The organism is Streptomyces sp. NPDC102274, assembly GCF_044766385.1.
Classification (GTDB): domain Bacteria; phylum Actinomycetota; class Actinomycetes; order Streptomycetales; family Streptomycetaceae; genus Streptomyces.
Genome location: NZ_JBIWLW010000004.1, coordinates 391,842 through 410,396, shown reverse-complemented (window position 1 = coordinate 410,396; position 18,555 = coordinate 391,842). Strand labels below are relative to the sequence as shown.

Here is an 18,555-nt window from a genome sequence, read left to right as displayed (position 1 = left end):
CTGCGTGAAACCGGGTGCCTCCGTGGAGCCGATCTCACGGCGCCCGGCCACCACGACCGACGTGACGGCCTGACCCAAACGCTCCACGGACTCGTGGGCGATCTCGGCCAGCGTCGCCGCGTCCGGCCGGTACTCGCCATCGATGGTGATGTTCGCGGTGAATCCGGCATCCGGTTGTGGATGCAGCGCGACGAACGCCGCGCCCGGCGCGCCGACTTTGTCCGGCGGTGCGGCGCGCCAGCCTTCCGGCAGTTCGAACTCGATCGGTACGGGCAGGGTCGTGGGCATCTCGGGCTCTCCTTACTACGGCAGTGGATCTGCGGGAGCGGGCATCAGAACAGGCTGCCGACCGCATCGCCGAACGCCCCGGCCGCGTCGCCCACGGCGCCGGCCGCATCGCTCGCCGTATCGGCGATCTTCCCCGGATCAACGGTGACTTCGAAGCCCACCTCGCCGCCGAGCCCGACGGCGACGCCCGCCTTCGCGCCGATGTGCCACTTGCCGTCTTCGCCCTTGCCGAAAGTCGCCTCGGCCTCGGCCCCGACGCCGGCCCAGCCCTCGACCGTCGCGCCCGCCCCGATGCCGCCGATGTCCGCGCCACCCGCGGCGCCGGCCTTGGCGCCGGCGAACGCTTCCGCGCCCGCCTGCAATCCCTCCAGGCCGGCCCCGGCGTTGACGCCGGCCTCAGCGCCCGCTTTGGTCTCCGCCCGACCGTACACCCCGACGGGGCCCGCGTCGGCGGTGCCCTTGGCCGAGGCTTCGGCGCCCGCGAAGGCGCCGGCCTCGCCCCTGATGCCCTCGTTGGTGATGCCGCCGGCCGCGGACGCCTTGGCGCCCACATAGGCTTCGGCCTCACCGGCGAGCTTCATCGGGCCGTTGGTGAGCGAGCCCTCCGCGCTCGCGCGGCCGAGGTCGGCATGCGCCTCGGCCTCGGCCAGCTTGCCGGACGAGGCGTCGGGCCCGGTGGCCGATGCCCCGGTGCCGGGGCCCGAGGCTTCGGAAGAGCCCTCGGAGACCCACCCGTCGGCCTTCGTTGCGACCTTGGGATCCGGTTTCCCCGCCTTCGCCAGGTCGCCCTCGGCCTGCGCGTTGAACCCGCCGATCCCGATACCGTCCGTCGAGGCGTCGCTCGTCGCGCGGGCCAGCGCCCGCTTCACGCTCTGGTCGGCGTCGTCGACGGCCTTGACCGCCTTGGCTATCTCGTCGGTCCACTGCCGCGCCTTCTCGCGGGCGCTGGACAGCAGCTGGGGGTAGTCGGGGTCGTGGTGGAGGGCGTACTTCTCCGGTTCGGAGAGTTTGTCGTACCCGACATAGGTCGCCGTGCCGGAGCTGTCGACCTTGTAGTCCTTCTGCTCGGCGTCCTGGACCAGGTCCTTGGCCGCCTTCTGCAGGCGGGTCAGCTCCGTGTGCGCGTCGGTGAGGAGACTGGCGATGGCCAGCGCCTCCGCCTTGGCCGCCCCGTACTCGAAGGCCGTGGCCGAGGCGTACTGCTGCTGCGCGCCGTAGGCGAGCCCCTGCCAGTTCCCGTTGCCGAGCACGCCCTGCACGTTCGTCTCATAGTCGGTCTTCAGCTCACCGAAGCGCTCGCCCATCTTCTTCCACGCCTCGGACACGTCCGTGAGCGGAGACAGAACGGCAGTCATCACGTCGTGATAGTTCAGTGTCATGGCGGCTCCCCCTCACATCCCGTCGAAACTGCTGGGGAGCCGTATCGCGTCCGCCTGCGTGCCTATGGCGGTGTCCTGGTTCTGGAAGATGTTCTTCGCGCCGTGCAGCCCGTTCAACTCCTGCTGCAACCGCCCCATCAGCCGATTCGCCTGCCCCCGCCAGGCAGTCAGGGCGTCGGAGACACCCTGGTCCAAGGCCCAGCCGGAAAGCCCTTTCAGTCCGGTGTCCTGCTTCATCAGGGGACTCACGGGGGCCGCCGGGGCGAGGAAGGGCGGCCGCACCGACCCACCGCCCTCCGCGATGCGGGCGGCTGCCTGGGTGTCCGGCATCAGATCCTCTTCCATGAAATTCGTCGCGCGCTTCTTGTCGCTCGACGAACTGGCAAGTGTCTGCTCGCCACCGTTTCCGGATCCCATGGGCAACCCCCGTTGCATGCGTGCCTCAACCGTTTCGCGCCAACTGGCGCATCACGGATGCTTGTCGTGCACCTTACTGGTCGCTCCCGAGCCCGGGATCCCCACCTGCGGCCTGGACCGGCTCATGCACAAGTCATGCACAAATGAGGACGTTTGATGGGGCGACGGGGAGACATGAGGGACCGCACGGAAAGCGGTGCGTCGCGCACCGTACGGTGCGTCGCGAGGCCGACGTCCCGTTCCTGTCGTCCGTGACTCCAGCAGCGGGAGCAGGTCGGACCGGGACAAGGCCCTCGCGCATACTGGGTGACTGAACTGTTCGTTCAGCAAGGGGAGTTGCACGATAACCTTGCCGCTTGCGGAGAGCGGCCACCGGCGAAGGGGCACGCCCCGGGCAGATAACCGCGCGTTCACCCGGCCATGTTCCGCTGCACCACAAGAGCGGACGCCATCCCCCGCCACGTATGCTTCCTGCCTCTTCTCGCCAAGATCCCTCGGACCGGAGTCCACCATGACCACAACCCGGTTGTCCTCAGCAACTTCAGCCCTCTCGGTCGTAGCCGCCGGTGTGCTGCTCGTCGGCTGCTCGGCCTCGGTCGACGTCGGGACGTCCGCGCCGAAACTGTCCACGGACAAGCTGGCCGCCACGGTCGCCGAAAAGCTCGCCGCCACAACGGGCCAGCCAAAGCCGGACATCACCTGCCCCGAGGACCTCGTCGGGAAGGTCGGCACCACCACCCGGTGCGAGCTCACAGCGGGCGACGGCAGCACCTTGGGCGTAACGGTCAAGGTGACCTCTGTCGAGGGAGACGAGATCAACTTCGACATCAAGGCCGACGACACGGCTTCCCCGGCTCCGAACTGACCGCCCGGCCGGCCCCGACGGACCGCTCCCTCGGCCGGCCGCGACGGCCCGCCCCCTCAGGCGCTGCTCAGTGACAGCTTCACCGCGAAGCCCAGGAACAGCGCGCCCGCGGCCGTTGTCATCCCCGCCGAGAGGCGCTTGCGGCGGCGGAAGGCGGCGGCGAGGCGCGTGCCGCCGAAGATCAGGGCCGACAGATAGAGGGCGCTGGCCACGTTGGCGAGGAGTCCCAGCAGTACGAACGACAGCGCGGGGTACGCGTAGCCCGGGTCGACGAACTGCACGAAGAAGGAGATGAAGAACAGGATCGCCTTCGGATTGAACAGGCTGATCACCAGCGCCCTGCGATACGGCCGCTCGGCCGGCGTCGGCGAGGCGGACGCGGACGCGGACGACGACATGGACGCCGGGGCCTCCGCGCGCTCGTGCCGGGTGCGCCACAGCGACCGGGCCGCGCGCATCATCCCGATCGCGAGCCAGGTCAGATAGCCGGCGCCGGCGAATTTCACGATGCCGAACGCCAGCTCATTGGCCTGCAGCAGCGACGCGACACCGGCGGCGGAGAGCACCATCAGTACGGTGTCGCCGCACCAGACGCCCGCCGCCGCGGAATAGCCCGCGCGTATCCCGCGCCGGGCCGCGACCGAGAGCACATAGAGCGAGTTCGGTCCCGGCAGCAGAACGATCAGTACGAGGCCCACCAGATAGGTCGGCAGATCAGTCACACCCAGCATGGCCGGAGTGTCGCACATACGAACCAATACCCGCATGTGTGTTCAGAGGCAGCGAAAAGTCAGCGCGCGTCCGTCGGTACGTATGTCCCCCACACCTCCCGCAGCGCGTCACAGACCTCCCCCACCGTCGCCCGCGCCGCCAGTGCCGTCTTCATCGGGGACAGCACATTCGCCGTGCCCTCCGCCGCCGCCCGCAGTTCCGCCAGCGCGCCGTCCACGGCGGACCGGTCCCGTTCCGACCGCAGCCGCGCCAGCCGGGCCGCCTGCCGGGCCTCGATCGCCGGGTCGACGCGGAGCGGCTCGTACGGTTCCTCCTCGTCCGTGGTGAAGCGGTTGACGCCGACGACCACCCGCTCCCCGCTCTCCGTCTCCTGGGTGACGGCGTACGCGCTGCGCTCGATCGCGCTCTTCTGGAAGCCGCGCTCGATCGCGTCGACCGCGCCGCCCATCTCCTCGACCCGCGCCATCAGCGCGACCGCCGCGTCCTCCACGTCGTCCGTCATGCGCTCGACGGCGTACGAGCCGGCGAAGGGGTCGACGGTGGCGGTGATATCCGTCTCGTACGCCAGCACCTGCTGCGTACGCAGCGCGAGCCGGGCGGATGTGGCCGTCGGCAGGGCGATGGCCTCGTCGAAGGAGTTGGTGTGCAGCGACTGCGTACCGCCCAGCACCGCCGCCAGCCCCTGGACCGCCACCCGTACGAGATTGACCTCGGGCTGCTGCGCGGTCAGCTGTACGCCGGCGGTCTGGGTGTGGAAGCGGAGCATCAGGGACTTGGGGTTGCGCGCCCCGAACTCGTCGCGCATGACGCGGGCCCAGATACGGCGCGCGGCACGGAACTTGGCGACCTCTTCGAGCAGCGTCGTACGGGAGACGAAGAAGAAGGAGAGCCGGGGCGCGAAGTCGTCGACATCCATGCCGGCGGCGACGGCGGTCCGTACGTACTCGATCCCGTTGGCCAGTGTGAACGCGATCTCCTGCACGGGCGAGGCACCGGCCTCCGCCATGTGGTAGCCGGAGATCGAGATGGTGTTCCACCTGGGCATCTCCGTACGGCAGTACTGGAAGATGTCCGCCGTCAGCCGCAGCGACGGCTTCGGCGGGAAGATGTATGTGCCACGGGCGATGTACTCCTTGAGCACGTCGTTCTGGACGGTGCCGGTCAGGGCGGGGCCCGGCGCGCCCTGTTCCTCCGCCACCAGCTGGTAGAGCAGGAGCAGCAGCGCAGCGGGCGCGTTGATCGTCATCGACGTGGAGACCCGGTGGAGCGGGATCCCGTCGAACAGCACGCGCATGTCGTCGACCGAGTCGATCGCGACTCCGACCTTGCCGACCTCGCCGCTCGCGAGCGGCGCGTCGCTGTCGTACCCCATCTGGGTCGGCAGGTCGAAGGCGACGGACAGGCCCGTCGTACCGTGGGCGATCAGCTGCCGGTAGCGGGCGTTGGACTCGGTGGCGGTGCCGAAGCCCGCGTACTGACGCATCGTCCACGGCCGGCCCGTGTACATCGACGGGTAGACCCCGCGGGTGAAGGGGTACGCGCCGGGCTCGCCGAGCTTCTCCGCCGGGTCCCATCCCGCCAGGGCGCCGGGGCCGTAGACCGGTTCGATGGGCAGACCGCTCTCGGTCAGCCGTTCGCGTGCCATCTGCTCTGCTCCCTGCCTCCGCTGACGGTCCGTTATGACCCGGGCCGGTCATAACGGACTGTAGCGGCGGGCGTACGGCGGGAAGCGGGCACACGCGGGGAACGGGGCACACGCGTGGAACGGGGCGGACGCGGGAATCCGGTCCGGCGTCCCGGCACGTCGCGGTCGTACCGCCGCGCCCCGTCCCGGCCGTACCGGCCCTCAGCCCTGGAGCTGCTCCCTGCGCCGGGCCCTGCTGCGCTGCACCGCACGGGTGATCACGGGCGGCAGCACGTCGATCGCGACACGCCGCACCTTGGACCTGGTCGACCTGCGCCGGGGCGCGGCGGGGGCCGGGGCCGGGGCGGGCGCGGCGACCGGCGCGACCGGCTCCTCCGGCTCCGGCTCCGGCTCCTCGTAGTACTTGGAGAAGGGGAAGTCGGGCGCCTTCATACCGCGCGACCTCAGCCGTACGATCCGGTGCCCCGCCGCCTGCTGGATGCTCAGGTCGCAGTCCTCCCGCTCCTGGGCCATGGCGATCAGTTCGTCCTGGATCGGCTCAGGGTCGTCCCAGGTGGCGTACAGCTTCTGGGTGCTCAGACAGATCGGGCGCAGACCTCGGTTGAGCACCGCCTCCCAGGCGGCGATGGAGACGCCGGGGGTGTGCTCGGAGCGGAAGTCGTCGAGGACGACGATGCCGCCGGGCAGCAGGATGTCCCGCGCCGCGCCGATGTCCCCGTACACGTGCTCGTAGAGATGCGAGGCGTCGACATGGACGAACCGGCTCGACTTCGGCTCCACTTCGTCGCCGACCACGGAACTCGGGGCCTGGAGCACCCGCGGCAGCTCGTCGTGGAACGAGAGATAGTTCCGCTCGAACGCCTCCCGGGTCAGCGTCGCGTACGACTTCGCCGTCTCGGCACCATTGGCCTGGTCCGGCGCCTCGGACTCGAACAGGTCGCAGACGGTGAACTTCTCGCCGTCCCGGAGATGGTGGCCGAGGAAGATCGCGCTCTTGCCCATGAAGACGCCGAGCTCCAGCAGATCTCCCCGCTCCCCCCGCTCCTCCTGACGGGTGAGCAGTTTCTCGAAGAGCACCTGGTCGAGCGGGGGAAACCAGCCCCGGACATCGTTGAGTTCACGGGGGCGCGGCTTGTCTTCGTACGCGGTCGTCATGGGAGAACCTTCACGAGGAATCGAGAGAGATCACGAGGAAACACGGGGAATCATGAGAATCAAGAATTACCGAAAGCGCACGAGCGCGCCGACGCGCTTCGGCAGACACGGACACCGCCGGGCAGCCATGCGCGGGATCATGCCAGTCCGAACGGGCAGCATGGCCGGAAGTACTTTCACTTCGGGGAATCGCCCACTGGAATTCATCTCCCGGCAAGGGAAGATGAGTCCGGGACAGGATTCCTCGCCCGCTTGGGCAATCGTGCCCGGCGGAGGACTGTCTGAGGGAACACTGAGGAACGCATGCCATGGAACACGGGAGAAACCGGGGGACGCCGAAGATGCTCAGGACATCCGCCCTATGCAGAGGGCTCACCACAGCCGCCGTGCTGGCCGCGGGCGTCGGCTGTACGGTACAGCCGGCCGGTGGACGGGCGGCCGACGCCAAGCCGTCGGGCAGCGTTCCCGTAACGGCGAACGCCACCCCCAGGCCCGAACCGTCACAGCCGCCGTCGTCGACACCGCCGACGAAGCCCGCCGCCGAGACCACGACGGCCCCGACGCCGACCCCCACGCCGCCCCGGACCTCCGAGCCGGCCCCGGACCCGACGCGGAGGGCCCCGTCCCGGCCCCAGACGCTGATGGCGAGCGGTTCGGCGAGCGATCGGGTACGGGAACTCCAGGCGAGGCTCCAGCAGACCGGTCACTTCGCCCTCAACCCGACCGGCTTCTACGGCTCCATCACGGTCACCGCCGTCTCCACCTTCCAGGAGGACCGCGGGCTGCCCTCCACCGGCGCGACGGACACCGTCACCTGGCAGCGGCTGGTCGGGCTGACCAGGAAGCCGACCCGTGCCGAACTCCATCCGTCCACCAGCAGGCCGGTCGCCAAGCCCGATCCGGAGTGCATGGAGGGCCGGGCGATGTGCATCAGCAAGAGCAGCCGCACGCTCACCTGGATGATCGACGGCAAGGTCAAGTCGGCGATGGACGTGCGCTTCGGCTCGGAGTACACGCCGACCCGTGAGGGCGCGTTCACGGTGGGCTGGAAGTCACGGGACCATGTCTCGACGCTGTACGACACCCCGATGCCGTACGCGATGTTCTTCAGCGGCGGCCAAGCGGTCCACTTCTCCGAGGACTTCGCGGCCAGCGGTTACGAGGGCGCCTCGCACGGCTGCGTCAACGTCCGGGACGAGAAGAAGATCGCCTCGCTCTTCGACCAGGTCCGCACGGGCGACAAAGTAGTCATCTACTGGTAGGTCCTCAACGATCCCTTGAGCAATCCCTACGGCGGCAGGCCACGTCCGCGAGAGGGGCGCCGCTTCAGGTGCGAAGAGAGGATGGCGCGGGCGGGACCGGGGGAACGTGTCCCGCCCGCGCCGAGTGCGCTGAGCCGAAGGTACGGGGGGAACCTCGGCTCTATGCGCGGCCGATGACCAGTCGGCTCACTCTCTACTGCGTCACGGACCGAAAAAACGTCACACCTGATGTCCCGGAACCGTAAAGCTCCAGTTCAGGAGGGTGTGGGGAGCTATTCGTCAGATCCCGTGTACGTGCCCGAACGGGCCGCGGTCATGGCCGGCACCTGGTCCGGGACGGTCGTGCTCGGTGACGGCGACAGCGACGGCGACGGCGACAGCGACGGTGATGGCGACGGACCGGCCGTCCCACTCGGGGCCGGGCCCGGCGTCACGCTCGGCGTCGGGACGGGCGTCGGGGGCTCGTACGGCTCGGGCGTCCAGTGCGGGGGCGGCGGAGGCTCTTGCTCCGTGGGCACGCCCGGCGATCCCACGAACCCACCGCCGCCCCCTTCCCCGCTGTCACCCTCGCCGTCGTCGTCTCCGTCGTCCTCGCCCTTGCCCTCGTTGCCACCGTGTGCGCCCTTGTCACCGTTGCCGTTCCTGATGGTGTCGTGCAGGTCGCCCTCCAGCAGCCGGTCGCAGAAGCGCGCGGTCCCTTCCGGCCCGTCGGTCGCCGACTCCAGGGCCTTCTTGCGCTGCGGGTTGAGCACACCGTCGCGATAGGCGCGGCAGGCGTTGACGGTCTTCCTCAACCACTCCTCGGACGTGGTGTCCGAGGAGTGACCGGGTCGCTTCTCCTTGTCCTTCCCGTTCTCGCCGTCGCCGTCCTTCTCACCGCCGTGTTCGCCCTTGAGCGCACCACCGGGGGCGTGCGAGGGCGACGGAGGCGGCGAGGGCTGTCCCGTTCCGGTCCCGCTCGGTGTCTCCGAGGGGTCGGCCGGGTCCCGGCTCCCGTCGGACGAGCCGGAGACGAGCGGTTTCGGGGAGGCCACCGCCGAGACGGAGTTGGCGGGGACCGGGTCGTTTCCGTCGCCGAAGATCGGGGGCAGTACGCCGGCGCCCGCCGCGACCGCGATGCCACCGAGCGCACAGCCGGCCACCGCCGCCACGAGTCCCCTGCGCATGGGGCGGACGAACCGCGGCGCGCGTACGGCGCGCGGCGCCGGCGCGATACGTACCGTACCGAGCAGATCCCCGGCGCCCGCGCTCACGGCCCCGCGGCCCCGGACGGACTCGCGCGCGCCGGCGCCCTCGGCCATGGCCTTGCGGAAGGCGGCCAAGGCGGCGGCTTCGCCGGGAAGTTCCTCTTCATGCGCGTATGTTTCGTTCGCGTATGTGACGGCGCTCATGTTCCGCAGGGCCTCGGAGAGCTTTTCCGCGCGGGCCAGGACGTGTTCGTCCCCCGTCTCGACCGGCTCACCGCGCAGCAATCTCTCCGCCGCGTCCCTGTCGAGCCACGGGTCACGCTCGTCAGCCATCACATGTCCTTCTGCGTCCGCAGGCGCGAATCCGTCACACCCGCGGAGGCCGCGGCTCCGGGCCGCACGGTGCGCTGAGGCGGGACGCAGCCGAGTCCGCCATCCTGACCTGGGGCGTCGGGGGACGCGTCGGAAGAAGCCTCAGGAGAAGCGCCTGCGGCGTCAGAAGCGCCGGGGTGCTCGGGGCTGTCGTCGGCGTCGAGCAGTTCGGCGAGGCGTTTGAGTCCGCGGTGCGCGGCCGTCCGTACCGCGCCGGGCCGTTTGCCCAGCGTCCTGGCCACGCTCTTCGCGTCGAGTCCGACCACCACCCGCAGGACGACGGCCTCGGCCTGGTCCTGCGGCAACTGCGCGATCAGCGCCATCGTCCGGCCGGTGGCGAGTGCTTCCATCGCCTCGTCCGCCGTGTCCGAATCGGCCGCTCTCCCGGTCAGCTCGGTCTCGTCGGCACCGATCACGGGGCGTCTGCCGCGCATCCGTATGTGGTCGAGCGCGCGGTTACGGGCGATACGGGCGGCCCAGCCGCGGAAGCGGTCGGCGTCCCCGGTGAAGCGGTCGAGGTCGCGGGCGATCTGCAACCAGGCCTCGGAGGCCACGTCCTCGGCGTCCGGCTCGCCGACGAGAGTCCGTAGGTAGCCCAACAGCCGCGGGTGCACCGCGCGGTACACAGTACGGAACGCGTCCTCGTCCCCGTCCTGTGCCGCGAGCACCGCGGCGGTCAGCTCCGCGTCGTCTCCCAGCACTCCCACAACCTGTCCTGAAATCACGGCTGGTCACCGGCCGCGCCGCCTCACGCGAATCTGCACGCTACGGCCTTCCCGGGCCCGCGTCCATGTCTTGTACAACCTGCAACTACCCGCTGACATTCTGCGGTGTGACAGAAAACGCATCGGTGGCGCTGATATGAGTACGGGGCCGTAACGCGGCTCCGCCGGACGGCGACCGGGGCCTCTCCTGTGGGGGGTGGCGGCCTCGGTCGTCCTCCCATTCCCCCGCTCTGACCAGGCAATACCCAGGGCGCGGGACCTCTGCATGACCAACCCGTGACCAACGGACCGGGCGTTCACCCGATCCTTCCCAGGCCGATGCGCTGTGCCATCCTCGATGCGAGCTTCCGAGGCCCCCTCCACTCGGCGCTTACCGGTGTGCCGGTAGAGCTCCGCGTGCAGAGGGCGCATCAGATTTGGCTTGCGCTTCTGTTCGGCGCGGACCTCGCCCAGGTAAGCGGTGAACTCGTCCGGCGATCCCAGTCGGCACCGACCGTCGCGGACGCTCAGAAGAGGGCCCACAGCTGTTCGTAGACGGTGTTCCCTGGCAGACTTCCGCCACCGCTGGGTGTATAGCACCCTGAGTGACGGCTTGGGCCCTTTATTTACTGGCGTTGGTCGGCAATAGTCGCTTACGGCTGTGCTGCGGACTGTTTGCGGACTGCTCGTAACCTCGTCGTCCGGCTGGCGAACCCTGGCAGACCTTCAATAGCGAGGCATGTTCGGGACGGCCTTCTCCGCAAGCTCGATGAGCGCCTCCACCTTCGGCACGTCGGCGGCGACCTCCTCCGGAGTCACCGAAGGAGCCTCCGACGACCGGTACTCGACCTCGTTTCGCCGGGCGCGCATGCGGTTGAACGGACGAAGGATGGACCCCAGGGGCGGATCGAGTTGGGCCCGGACGGCCTCGTAGACAGCCGTGTGCCCGCCACGACTCGTCACGCGCGGGCCCTGGTTCTGCAATACGGCGGCCAATGCTCTGCGCGCGGCATCGTACGCAAGCGTGTACGCGCCCTCCGGGTCCTTCGCCAACAGTTGACGCGCGGAGTCGACATGCGTACGCGCCCGGGCGAGCTCCGCCTCGGCTGCGTGACGCGAAGCGGGAACCCGCTCGATCTCACCGCTGCCGATGAGAGCATCGATCGTCGCCCGCCCCTTGTCCCAACCCGCCATCACGCCTCCTGATCAAGGTTCAACCGGACCAGCGGACGCTCTCGGACGCTGGTGAGAAACGGGTCATCCGTGTCCGTGGTCCATGCCTCGGTCGTGACCCGGTGGACGTTGACCTCGCGGTGCAGCCGACGCGAGACGCCCTCAGCGAGGTCGAACAGGGAGTCGGGGTCCGGATCACCCACCACGAGGACATCGACATCGGCCGGCGGCGGACCCGGCTCGCAGTTGTAGCGCGCGGCCCATGAGCCGTAGATGAAAGCCTCAACGACACCGGCGAATCCGGCCAGTGCCTCGGACAACAGGGGAAGCGGTCCGTACGTCGCCGCAATCAGATCAGCCAGCGGCCCTGCCAGCGGAGTGTCAGTGCGGCTGGATACCAGCCGACTCCGCCCGACCCGGCGATCGCGAAGGATGCCCCCGCCCACCAGCCGATCCACCTCACGCAGGACGGCCGTATGCGAAGCACCCAGTGAGCTGGCGAGTTCGGTCAGCGTGAACTCCCGCTCCGGATGGAGCACCACGAGCGCCAACAGCTCACCTTGCATCTGCGAACGCAGCAGCGGCAAAAGTGTCGGAGAGATCTTCATCAGACGCAGATTATCATGCGCCCAATGAATATAACTAATCGTAGCCCATTCGACGCAGACCGCATACATCCCGACGGGGCGCCCGGTCACCTGGTGGGCGGCCGACAGCGATGGCGGCCCGACGACCTGTGGGAACGCTGGGTCCAAGCCCTGGTACACCTCCGACCGGCAGCGCCGCTTCGCAGCCGGCTGCTCTCGTCGAAAACCACAGCCACCTGACTGCGGCTACGGCACGGCCATCGGCGCCCTGATCGCCCTCGGCGGGCCCGTGACCACGATGGCGATCGGCCGCGCCACGGCGCGGCAAGAGGGACGCCTGCGAAAGGACTCCCCGCGATGAACGCCGTTTCCGACTACCTGACCGTGGTCGCACTGATCCTGGTCACGGCGACCGCCACCGTGGCCGCGCTGACCCGCGACCCGGTACGCCAGGCCCTGGTGCTGGCCATCCTCGGCATGACCCTCGCGTTGCTCTTCGCCGTACTCCAGGCGCCCGACGTCGCCCTGTCCCAGTTGGCGGTGGGCACGGCGGTGACGCCGCTGCTCATCCTCCTGACGGTGCGAAAGGCGCGACGCGAGAAGGAGAAGGGCGGCGGCGGCCGGTGAGCCGGACTGTCCGCGTCGGTCTCTTCTGGGGCGCGGCGGCGGTCGTGGCCGTCATGTTCGTCCTGGCCTGCACCGGACTGCCGCACTTCGGCACCGCGTCTCATCCGTATGGGACCCGCGCGGTCACGGCAGCCTTGCGGCAGCACACTGCGAATGCGGTCTCCTCGGTCAACTTCGACCAGCGGGCCTTCGACACCCTCGGCGAGGAGTCCATTCTGTTCGCCGCCGTGCTCGGCACGATCGTGCTGCTGCGCCGGGCCCACGACGAACCGGAAGACAGGCCACCGCCCGGCCGCGTGCTGTCGTCCACGCGGCTGCTCGGTGTGGCGCTGCTGCCGGTGACGCTGCTACGGGCGTGTACATCGTCGCCCACGGGCAGTTGTCGCCGGGGGGGCTTCCAGGGCGGCATCGTCCTCGCCACCGGGCTGCATCTGGCGTACCTTGCCGCCGACTACCGCGTACTCGAACGGATCCGGCCGCTCGCGGTGCTGGATGTCGCGGACGCCCTCGCTGCGGGGGCCTTCGTCACGCTCGGATTCGCCGGGCTGATCGCCGGGGCGGCGTACCTCCAGAACGTCCTGCCGCTCGGCACCTTCAACACGCTGTCCTCCGGCGGCCTGGTGCCGGTGATCAACGCGGCGGTCGGGCTGGAGGTCGGGTCCGGTGTCGTTGTCTTGCTCGCCCACTTCCTCGGCATCGTGACGATGGGGCCCGACTCGTCCCTGGTGGAGCGGTTTCGGCGGGCGGGAGGCCGTGGCAAATCGGTCCTCGGCAGCCTCAAGGTGTGCTGGGACACCGACCGTCAGCGGGCGGCAAACCGCCGATCCCGCCGCACGCGAGCCTCGACCAGATCGTGGCCGCGGCCTCGGCGGTGCTGCGCGGCGACAGCGACCGGGGTGGCATCCTGCGCCGATGCGCTTCCCGCCGGGCTTGATGGCGAGCTCGTCCGGAAGGAGAGGGGGACACGCTAGGGTTCGGCCGGCTCGTACGCCCGACGGCGTCAGTCGCCCGGCACGTCCCACTTCGCCAGCGGATGGACGGCCGGCCCCTGCCGCACCGAACCGTCGACGCCGAAACGAGAACCGTGGCAGGGGCACTCCCAGACAGTCTCGGCGTCGTTGAAGGCCACCAGACACCCCAGGTGCGTACACCGGGCGGATACGGCCTGGACGACACCGTCCGTGTCCCGGTAGACCGCGCGGCGTCGTCCATTGACACGTACGACCGCGCCGGTGCCCGGCGGGATCTCCGCGACCGAGTCGACGTGCGTGGTACGCAGTCGGTCTCCGACGAAATGCTGGGCGACATGGGCCTGTTGCCTCAGCAGGGCGGGCGCTTCGCGCAGGGTGCTCGCCAGCCGCCGCGGGTCGTACAGGGCGGCCCACGGCGACTCGTCGCCCTCGATCAGCTCGGTGAGGAGCCGGCCGGCCATGACGCCGCCGCTCATGCCCCAGCCTCCGAAGCCGGTGGCCACGTACGTGTGGCGGGAGCCCACGTGGAAGGGGCCGACGAGCGGCACGGTGTCGGTGGAGTCGTTGTCCTGGGCGGCCCATCGGTAGGCGGTGTCACCGACGGGGAACCGGGCGTGCATCCAGGCGTCCAGACGCCGGAACCCTTCTCGGGGGGCGCCGGTGCCAGGGGTGAAGCTTTCGCCGGTGACGATGAGCAGACGGCGGTCCTTCTCGAGCGGTGCGGTGCGCACCGACCGCTTTCCCTCCTCCTGCGTGATGTACATGCCGGTCGGCGCGAGTTCGGCGGCGACCGGGGCGGCAACCACCAGTTCCCTGCGCGGGGAGAGCCGCGAGAAGATCAGCGCCCTGTCGAAGACAGGAAAATGGGTGGCGACCACCACGTCGCGAGCCGTGACGGTGTGGCGGGACTCGACGGAGACCTGACAGGGTGACCCCTCCGACAGGCCGGTCGCACGCGAGCGTTCGAAGATCAGGCCGCCCTTGGCCCGGAGATCCGCGGCAAGGGCGAGCAGATACTTGCGAGGGTGGAACAGTGCCTGCGCGTCCACCCGGACGGCGCCGCTCACCTCGAACGGCAGCTCGGTGTGGTCCACGTATGTCGCCGAGAGCCCGGCCGCCGCGGCTGCGTCGGCCTCGGCCTTCAGTCCGGGGACGGCGGCGGGGTCCGTCGCGTAGGTGTAGGCGGGGGCGCGCTCCAGGTCACACGCGATGCCGACCGTGGCGACGATCTCGGCCACCCTTTCCACCGCGCCCTGCTGTGAACGCGCGTACAGCCGAGCGGCGTCCTGGCCCCGTGTCCGGCGCAGCCGGTCGTACACCAAGGTGTGCAGCGCGGAGACCTTGGCGGTGGTGTATCCGGTGACTCCGGCGGCGATCCGGTCGGCCTCCAGTACGGCGACCGTCCTGCCGGTGCCAGCAAGCTCCCATGCCGTGCTCAACCCGGCGATGCCGCCGCCCACCACGGCCACGTCGACGGTGATGTCCTCGTTCAGGGCGGGGTGGTCGGTGGCGCCGGTGGTCGCCATCCAAAACGATTCGTCCTGTCCGGGCAGGGACCGCTGGTCAGTCATGTCGGCCTTTCAAAGGGGTCGGTTGTGCCAAGGAACAGCCTCGATCCGGCGCCGTTACGCCTTTTCACGAGGCAGGTCAGCCCTCCTGGCACCCATCCTCCGGGCCCCGACACACCCTAGGTCTTGGCCTTCCCGTTCCCCGGGATGCCGGGTCGTGGTGTCGGCGGTTCCCGCTCGGGAGGCCCGGCACTCCCCTTACCCGCGTTACTCGTCGTTGTCGTAGTCGCCCGGCGTGTTCCGTGACGGCGTCGACGCGGGCGGCGAGGTCGGGGTGGGTGGTTCGGCAGCAGGTGCGGCCGTGTTGTAGCGGTGCGAGGGGCGCTGGTCCCGGGTACCCGACACCTGCTCACAAACGTTGAGCCAGATCGCATCCGCTCTACGAAAGGAGCCCATGATGACCACGGCACGCGAGATCATGACCGAAGGAGCGCACTGCGTAGGTGAGCAGGACAGTGTGCTGGACGCCGCCCGGAAGATGACCGAACTGCGTGTCGGGGCCCTCCCCATATGTGGCACGGACGACAAGCTCAAGGCATGCTGACGGACCGTGACATCGTCGTGAAGGTGCTCGGCCGGGGCAAGGTCCCCGCGGGCACCAAGGCCGGCGAACTGTCCCAGGGAGAAGCCGTCACCATCGGCGCCGACGACGACGCCGATGAGATCCTGCGCACCATGACCACGCACAAGGTCCGCCGCCGCCGCTGCCGTAGGCGCCCCTCGATGATGTCCGGGCCGTAGCGCGTCACGCGGCACGCACCGCACTCTCCCGGACCTGGACGCGACCTCCGCGATCGTGATGCTGATGTCATTCGGCTCGGTGCGGGCCGTGGCGGGCGACGTCCAGGCGGACACGCGAAGGCAGTTGGTCCCAGCCGGCGGACTGGCGGGCCTGTTCCACGGCGGTGCTCACGTCTTTGAGTACGTGCTCCGGTGTGATGCCGGGGGCGAGGGTGAGAGCGATGAGGGCCTGTGGGTGAGTGGGAGGCCCGGAGATGCGTGCCCTGGTGCGCCGCGCGCCGGGCAGCGTGTTGAGGTCTGTAGTGAGGGCGCCGTTCAGCGCATGGTCGTTGACTGACACGGCTTTCCGGGGGGTGTCCGGGACGGGCAGTTGGCGGGGGCGCCAACGTCGGTGCTGGGACAGCAGCCACGTCAGGGCGAGCAGTATGAGCAAGGCCAGGGACGCGATGACGGTTGGCCACCACCAGCCTTGATCGGCCCACCGGGCCTGGTCAGCCCGAGGGGTCAGGACGTTTTGTGGTGTGGTCAGCGGCCAGCCGGCGGGCGGTGTGAGGCCCCAGCGCCGGTAGAGGCCGGCGCCGGCGGCAATCGTCAGGAGTCCGCCGCCCAGGAGCACCAGTCCGACCAGGGCCAGAAGAACGCGGTTGGTCTTGGTGTGTTCCCTCATCGTCTTCTCCTGTGCTTGTCCGCGTACCCGGTCCTGGGACCATCAGGTCGGGCTCCGGCGTACGCGAACCGTAGGCCGCGGTGGGCGGGCCAGGGCGAGTTGTTCGCGTTCTTCGCGCCGGATGGTGTCGGTGAGCTCGTCCTTGACGTCGGCTGTGTCGCGGAACCGCACGTCGGCACGGACCGTGACCTTGCGTCGACACACCCGGACTCGAGCTGCGCTGACCCCTGGGACCCGCATGGCGGCGTCGCGCAGGAGCAGGCCCGCGCTCTTGCGGTCAAGTACCGCACACATCCGTCCATGACTGTCGGCAGGGACCCGCAACGGCAGTTGGCGTCGGAGGCCGGGGGTGAGGGCAAGGACAATCAGCCCTATGCCCAGAGCGGCTGCGACGACGGCGCCGGTAAGGATCCAGACGTCATCTACCGGACGGGTGGCAAGTTCGTCGGCCAGGCGGGTCCACCAGGCCGTGGCGGGATGTCCGGTGCGTACCCAGACGGCTTCGAAGAGCAGGGCACCCGCTGCGAGCAGGATCAGCGAGGCGGCCGCGGCGGCAGGGAACCTGCGTGCTGCCCAAGGGCGGCGGGTCGGTGCTTGCGCCGGCGCTTGTTGACGCGGCGGTTCAACGGGCGGCGAATTGTGTTGCGGCGAATTCTCTGCCGCTGCCGCGGTGGTGTCCGGCCGCGGTCGCGGCGGCTCGCTGCCGCGCTCCGGCGGGGGGCTCGGGTTACGGGAAGTCATGATCATCCTGTCGTCGGCGTCATGTGCCGCCAGGTCATTGGACCCTTCGTCGCCGCAGGCTCTCGCCGGGGACAAGTCGCTGGACGGACACAGTGATGTCGTCGATACGCATGCCGGTCAGGTGAGCCACCCGTTCGGCGATGTAGAGGCGAATCTCGCCGCAGGCGCGGGCGATATCGATGGGATAGGGCAGGTCCAGGGAAATTCCGAGACGGGCCGAGCCGTCGTGGACGGCGGCTGTGGAGCGGGGGGTACCCAGGCCCAAGCGGGCGGGAGGCTCGCCGCCTCCCTGGTGGCTCAGGGCTTCACGCGCCGCTTGGACCGCGATACGGGCCACCACGGTGCCGGGGATCAGAGTCGCACCGCGCAGGGCGGGAGCCTGGAGGGATGGAGTCTCCCGGCTGGTGCCTCCCGGACCGCCCAGGAGGGGACGCGACGGGGGCCGGTAGCTCACCGCACCCGCGTCCTGTACTCGGTCCGGGGGGCGGTTCCGTATGTGGTCCGACGATGCTCGAAAGTCTCACGGCGTCCATCACCTCTTGTCTCCCGACGTCCATCACCGCTTCGGGTGGGTACGTAGTCGGCGACATGCACGTCGCCTCGCGCCAGGTAGCCGACGATCAGGCCCACCAGGCCCAGGACCGCCACCACGATGAAAGCCCCGAAGCCGCCGAAGTAGCCGGCGAAACCCAGTGCCAGACCGGTCATGAGTCCCGCCAAAGTCGTGTTCATCGTATGCACCCTTCTCACGTCGTGGCCTCTTCCCGCGCACGGCTCCCGGCCGCACGACAGGGGAGAGGGGAGTTCTGTGGATCACTCCAACCGGTCGTCTCGTTCGTCCTCGCCCCCCGGCAGATCAATGTCGTCGACGGCGATGTTCACCTCGACGACCTCCAGACCGGTCATGCGTTCCATCGCCGAGATGACATTGAGGCGGACGTCCGCGGCGACGTCGACGATGGGGAAGCCGTAGTCGACGACCACGTCAACGTCCACAGCCGCCTGGCGCTCGCCCACCTCGACGTGCACACCGCGGGTAACGCTGGGCTGTGCGCCGGGCACCCGCTCACGGACGCCCCCGATGGTCCGCGCCATTCCGGAACCGAGGTTGTGGATGCCCGGGACCTCGCGGGTCGCCACTCCGACGATCTTCTCCGCGACGCTGTCCGCGATCGTGGTCCGCCCGCGGCTCTCCGGGGGGCGGAGGCTGTCCTTCGGGCCTTGCTCTGTCGATGTCTCGTCGGCAACCCGGCGCCCTTCAGCGGCCGGGCGGTGTGTCGTGTCCGTCATGGCATTCTCCTGGGGGATACGGACACCGGATCAGTGCCCGTCACAAGGTTGGACACAAAAAAACCGAAATCATCACACTTGTCCGTGCCGCGCATCGCGTAGGCTCAGAACATGGGTGCCTGGCCCGACCGCGTTATCAGGCACACCGAGGGCGGGAGCGGTCACGCGGCCCACGAGAGCAATC

18 protein-coding genes and 3 pseudogenes are annotated in these 18,555 nt (G+C 69.5%); 5 read left to right on the top strand and 16 right to left on the bottom strand.

All coding sequences use genetic code 11. From position 1 onward, the window contains the following. The 3 genes and pseudogenes from ACIRQP_RS08510 to ACIRQP_RS08500 form a co-directional block, all read right to left on the bottom strand. Positions 1-288, bottom strand: a pseudogene (locus ACIRQP_RS08510) (hypothetical protein); the annotation flags it as partial. Positions 289-332: 44 nt separating this feature from the next. Continuing rightward, complete coding sequence (locus ACIRQP_RS08505; protein WP_403885329.1) at positions 333-1,667, bottom strand: hypothetical protein; 1,335 nt, start codon at positions 1,665-1,667, stop codon at positions 333-335. A 12-nt stretch (positions 1,668-1,679) separates the two neighbouring features. Continuing rightward, a complete protein-coding gene (locus ACIRQP_RS08500; RefSeq protein ID WP_403885326.1) occupies positions 1,680-2,084 on the bottom strand; it encodes a hypothetical protein in 405 nt (134 codons plus the stop codon). Between the two features lie 511 nt (positions 2,085-2,595). On the opposite strand from ACIRQP_RS08500, the gene ACIRQP_RS08495 reads away from it, so the two are divergent. After that, complete coding sequence (locus ACIRQP_RS08495; protein ID WP_403885323.1) at positions 2,596-2,949, top strand: DUF4333 domain-containing protein; 354 nt, start codon at positions 2,596-2,598, stop codon at positions 2,947-2,949. 56 nt (positions 2,950-3,005) lie between these two features. On the opposite strand, the gene leuE is transcribed toward ACIRQP_RS08495, so the two are convergent. The 3 genes from leuE to ACIRQP_RS08480 form a co-directional block, all read right to left on the bottom strand. Next, positions 3,006-3,680 carry a leucine efflux protein LeuE gene (leuE, locus tag ACIRQP_RS08490; protein ID WP_403885320.1) on the bottom strand — a complete coding sequence of 225 codons (675 nt, stop codon included), beginning with the start codon at positions 3,678-3,680 and terminating at the stop codon, positions 3,006-3,008. A gap of 59 nt (positions 3,681-3,739) precedes the next feature. Continuing rightward, the gene (locus tag ACIRQP_RS08485; RefSeq protein ID WP_403885317.1) at positions 3,740-5,326 is read right to left on the bottom strand and encodes a methylmalonyl-CoA mutase; all 1,587 of its coding nucleotides are present in this window, start codon (positions 5,324-5,326) and stop codon (positions 3,740-3,742) included. A gap of 201 nt (positions 5,327-5,527) precedes the next feature. Beyond that, a complete protein-coding gene (locus tag ACIRQP_RS08480) occupies positions 5,528-6,481 on the bottom strand; it encodes a class I SAM-dependent methyltransferase (protein WP_403885315.1) in 954 nt (317 codons plus the stop codon). Positions 6,482-6,789: 308 nt separating this feature from the next. Here ACIRQP_RS08480 and ACIRQP_RS08475 point away from each other — a divergent pair, with 308 nt between their 5' ends. Then, positions 6,790-7,743 carry a L,D-transpeptidase family protein gene (locus ACIRQP_RS08475; protein ID WP_403885312.1) on the top strand — a complete coding sequence of 318 codons (954 nt, stop codon included), beginning with the start codon at positions 6,790-6,792 and terminating at the stop codon, positions 7,741-7,743. Positions 7,744-8,015: 272 nt separating this feature from the next. Here the strand turns inward: ACIRQP_RS08475 and ACIRQP_RS08470 are convergent, their stop codons facing one another. The 4 genes from ACIRQP_RS08470 to ACIRQP_RS08455 all read right to left on the bottom strand — a co-directional run bounded on the left by ACIRQP_RS08470 (position 8,016) and on the right by ACIRQP_RS08455 (position 11,934). After that, complete coding sequence (locus ACIRQP_RS08470; RefSeq protein ID WP_403885309.1) at positions 8,016-9,263, bottom strand: hypothetical protein; 1,248 nt, start codon at positions 9,261-9,263, stop codon at positions 8,016-8,018. Next, the gene (locus ACIRQP_RS08465; protein WP_403885403.1) at positions 9,263-10,003 is read right to left on the bottom strand and encodes an RNA polymerase sigma factor; all 741 of its coding nucleotides are present in this window, start codon (positions 10,001-10,003) and stop codon (positions 9,263-9,265) included. The genes ACIRQP_RS08470 and ACIRQP_RS08465 overlap by 1 nt, the downstream gene beginning before the upstream one ends. 729 nt (positions 10,004-10,732) lie before the next feature. Continuing rightward, entirely contained in the window at positions 10,733-11,200 is a 468-nt protein-coding gene (locus ACIRQP_RS08460; protein WP_403885306.1) for a hypothetical protein, read from the bottom strand. Next, positions 11,200-11,934, bottom strand: coding sequence for an ArsR family transcriptional regulator (locus ACIRQP_RS08455; RefSeq protein ID WP_403885303.1), 735 nt, complete (start codon positions 11,932-11,934; stop codon positions 11,200-11,202). The genes ACIRQP_RS08460 and ACIRQP_RS08455 overlap by 1 nt, the downstream gene beginning before the upstream one ends. A 189-nt stretch (positions 11,935-12,123) precedes the next feature. Between ACIRQP_RS08455 and ACIRQP_RS08450 the strand changes: the two genes are divergently transcribed. Both ACIRQP_RS08450 and ACIRQP_RS08445 read left to right on the top strand, forming a co-directional pair. Further along, positions 12,124-12,393, top strand: a complete 270-nt coding sequence (locus ACIRQP_RS08450; protein WP_403885300.1) for a Na(+)/H(+) antiporter subunit B — start codon at positions 12,124-12,126, stop codon at positions 12,391-12,393. Beyond that, positions 12,390-13,085, top strand: a pseudogene (locus ACIRQP_RS08445) (MnhB domain-containing protein); the annotation flags it as partial. The gene ACIRQP_RS08450 and the pseudogene ACIRQP_RS08445, both read left to right, overlap by 4 nt. Positions 13,086-13,393: 308 nt before the next feature. On the opposite strand, the gene ACIRQP_RS08440 reads toward ACIRQP_RS08445, so the two are convergent. Further along, positions 13,394-14,935, bottom strand: coding sequence for an FAD-dependent oxidoreductase (locus ACIRQP_RS08440; protein WP_403885297.1), 1,542 nt, complete (start codon positions 14,933-14,935; stop codon positions 13,394-13,396). A 394-nt stretch (positions 14,936-15,329) separates the two neighbouring features. On the opposite strand from ACIRQP_RS08440, the pseudogene ACIRQP_RS08435 reads away from it, so the two are divergent. Continuing rightward, positions 15,330-15,631, top strand: a pseudogene (locus tag ACIRQP_RS08435) (CBS domain-containing protein); the annotation flags it as partial. A 109-nt stretch (positions 15,632-15,740) separates the two neighbouring features. On the opposite strand, the gene ACIRQP_RS08430 reads toward ACIRQP_RS08435, so the two are convergent. From ACIRQP_RS08430 to ACIRQP_RS08410, 5 genes are all read right to left on the bottom strand, one after another. Then, positions 15,741-16,340 (bottom strand): alkaline shock response membrane anchor protein AmaP, encoded by a 600-nt coding sequence (locus tag ACIRQP_RS08430; protein WP_403885294.1) that lies wholly within the window; start codon positions 16,338-16,340, stop codon positions 15,741-15,743. Between the two features lie 42 nt (positions 16,341-16,382). Next, complete coding sequence (locus tag ACIRQP_RS08425; protein WP_403885291.1) at positions 16,383-17,081, bottom strand: DUF6286 domain-containing protein; 699 nt, start codon at positions 17,079-17,081, stop codon at positions 16,383-16,385. Positions 17,082-17,115: 34 nt separating this feature from the next. Then, positions 17,116-17,535, bottom strand: a complete 420-nt coding sequence (locus ACIRQP_RS08420; RefSeq protein WP_403885288.1) for an Asp23/Gls24 family envelope stress response protein — start codon at positions 17,533-17,535, stop codon at positions 17,116-17,118. Beyond that, positions 17,532-17,813: a hypothetical protein gene (locus tag ACIRQP_RS08415; protein WP_403885285.1), complete on the bottom strand. Its 282-nt coding sequence runs from the start codon at positions 17,811-17,813 to the stop codon at positions 17,532-17,534. Before ACIRQP_RS08415 ends, ACIRQP_RS08420 begins: the two co-directional genes overlap by 4 nt. A gap of 81 nt (positions 17,814-17,894) precedes the next feature. Then, positions 17,895-18,371 carry an Asp23/Gls24 family envelope stress response protein gene (locus ACIRQP_RS08410; protein WP_403885282.1) on the bottom strand — a complete coding sequence of 159 codons (477 nt, stop codon included), beginning with the start codon at positions 18,369-18,371 and terminating at the stop codon, positions 17,895-17,897. Between the last annotated feature and the right edge of the window lie 184 nt (positions 18,372-18,555).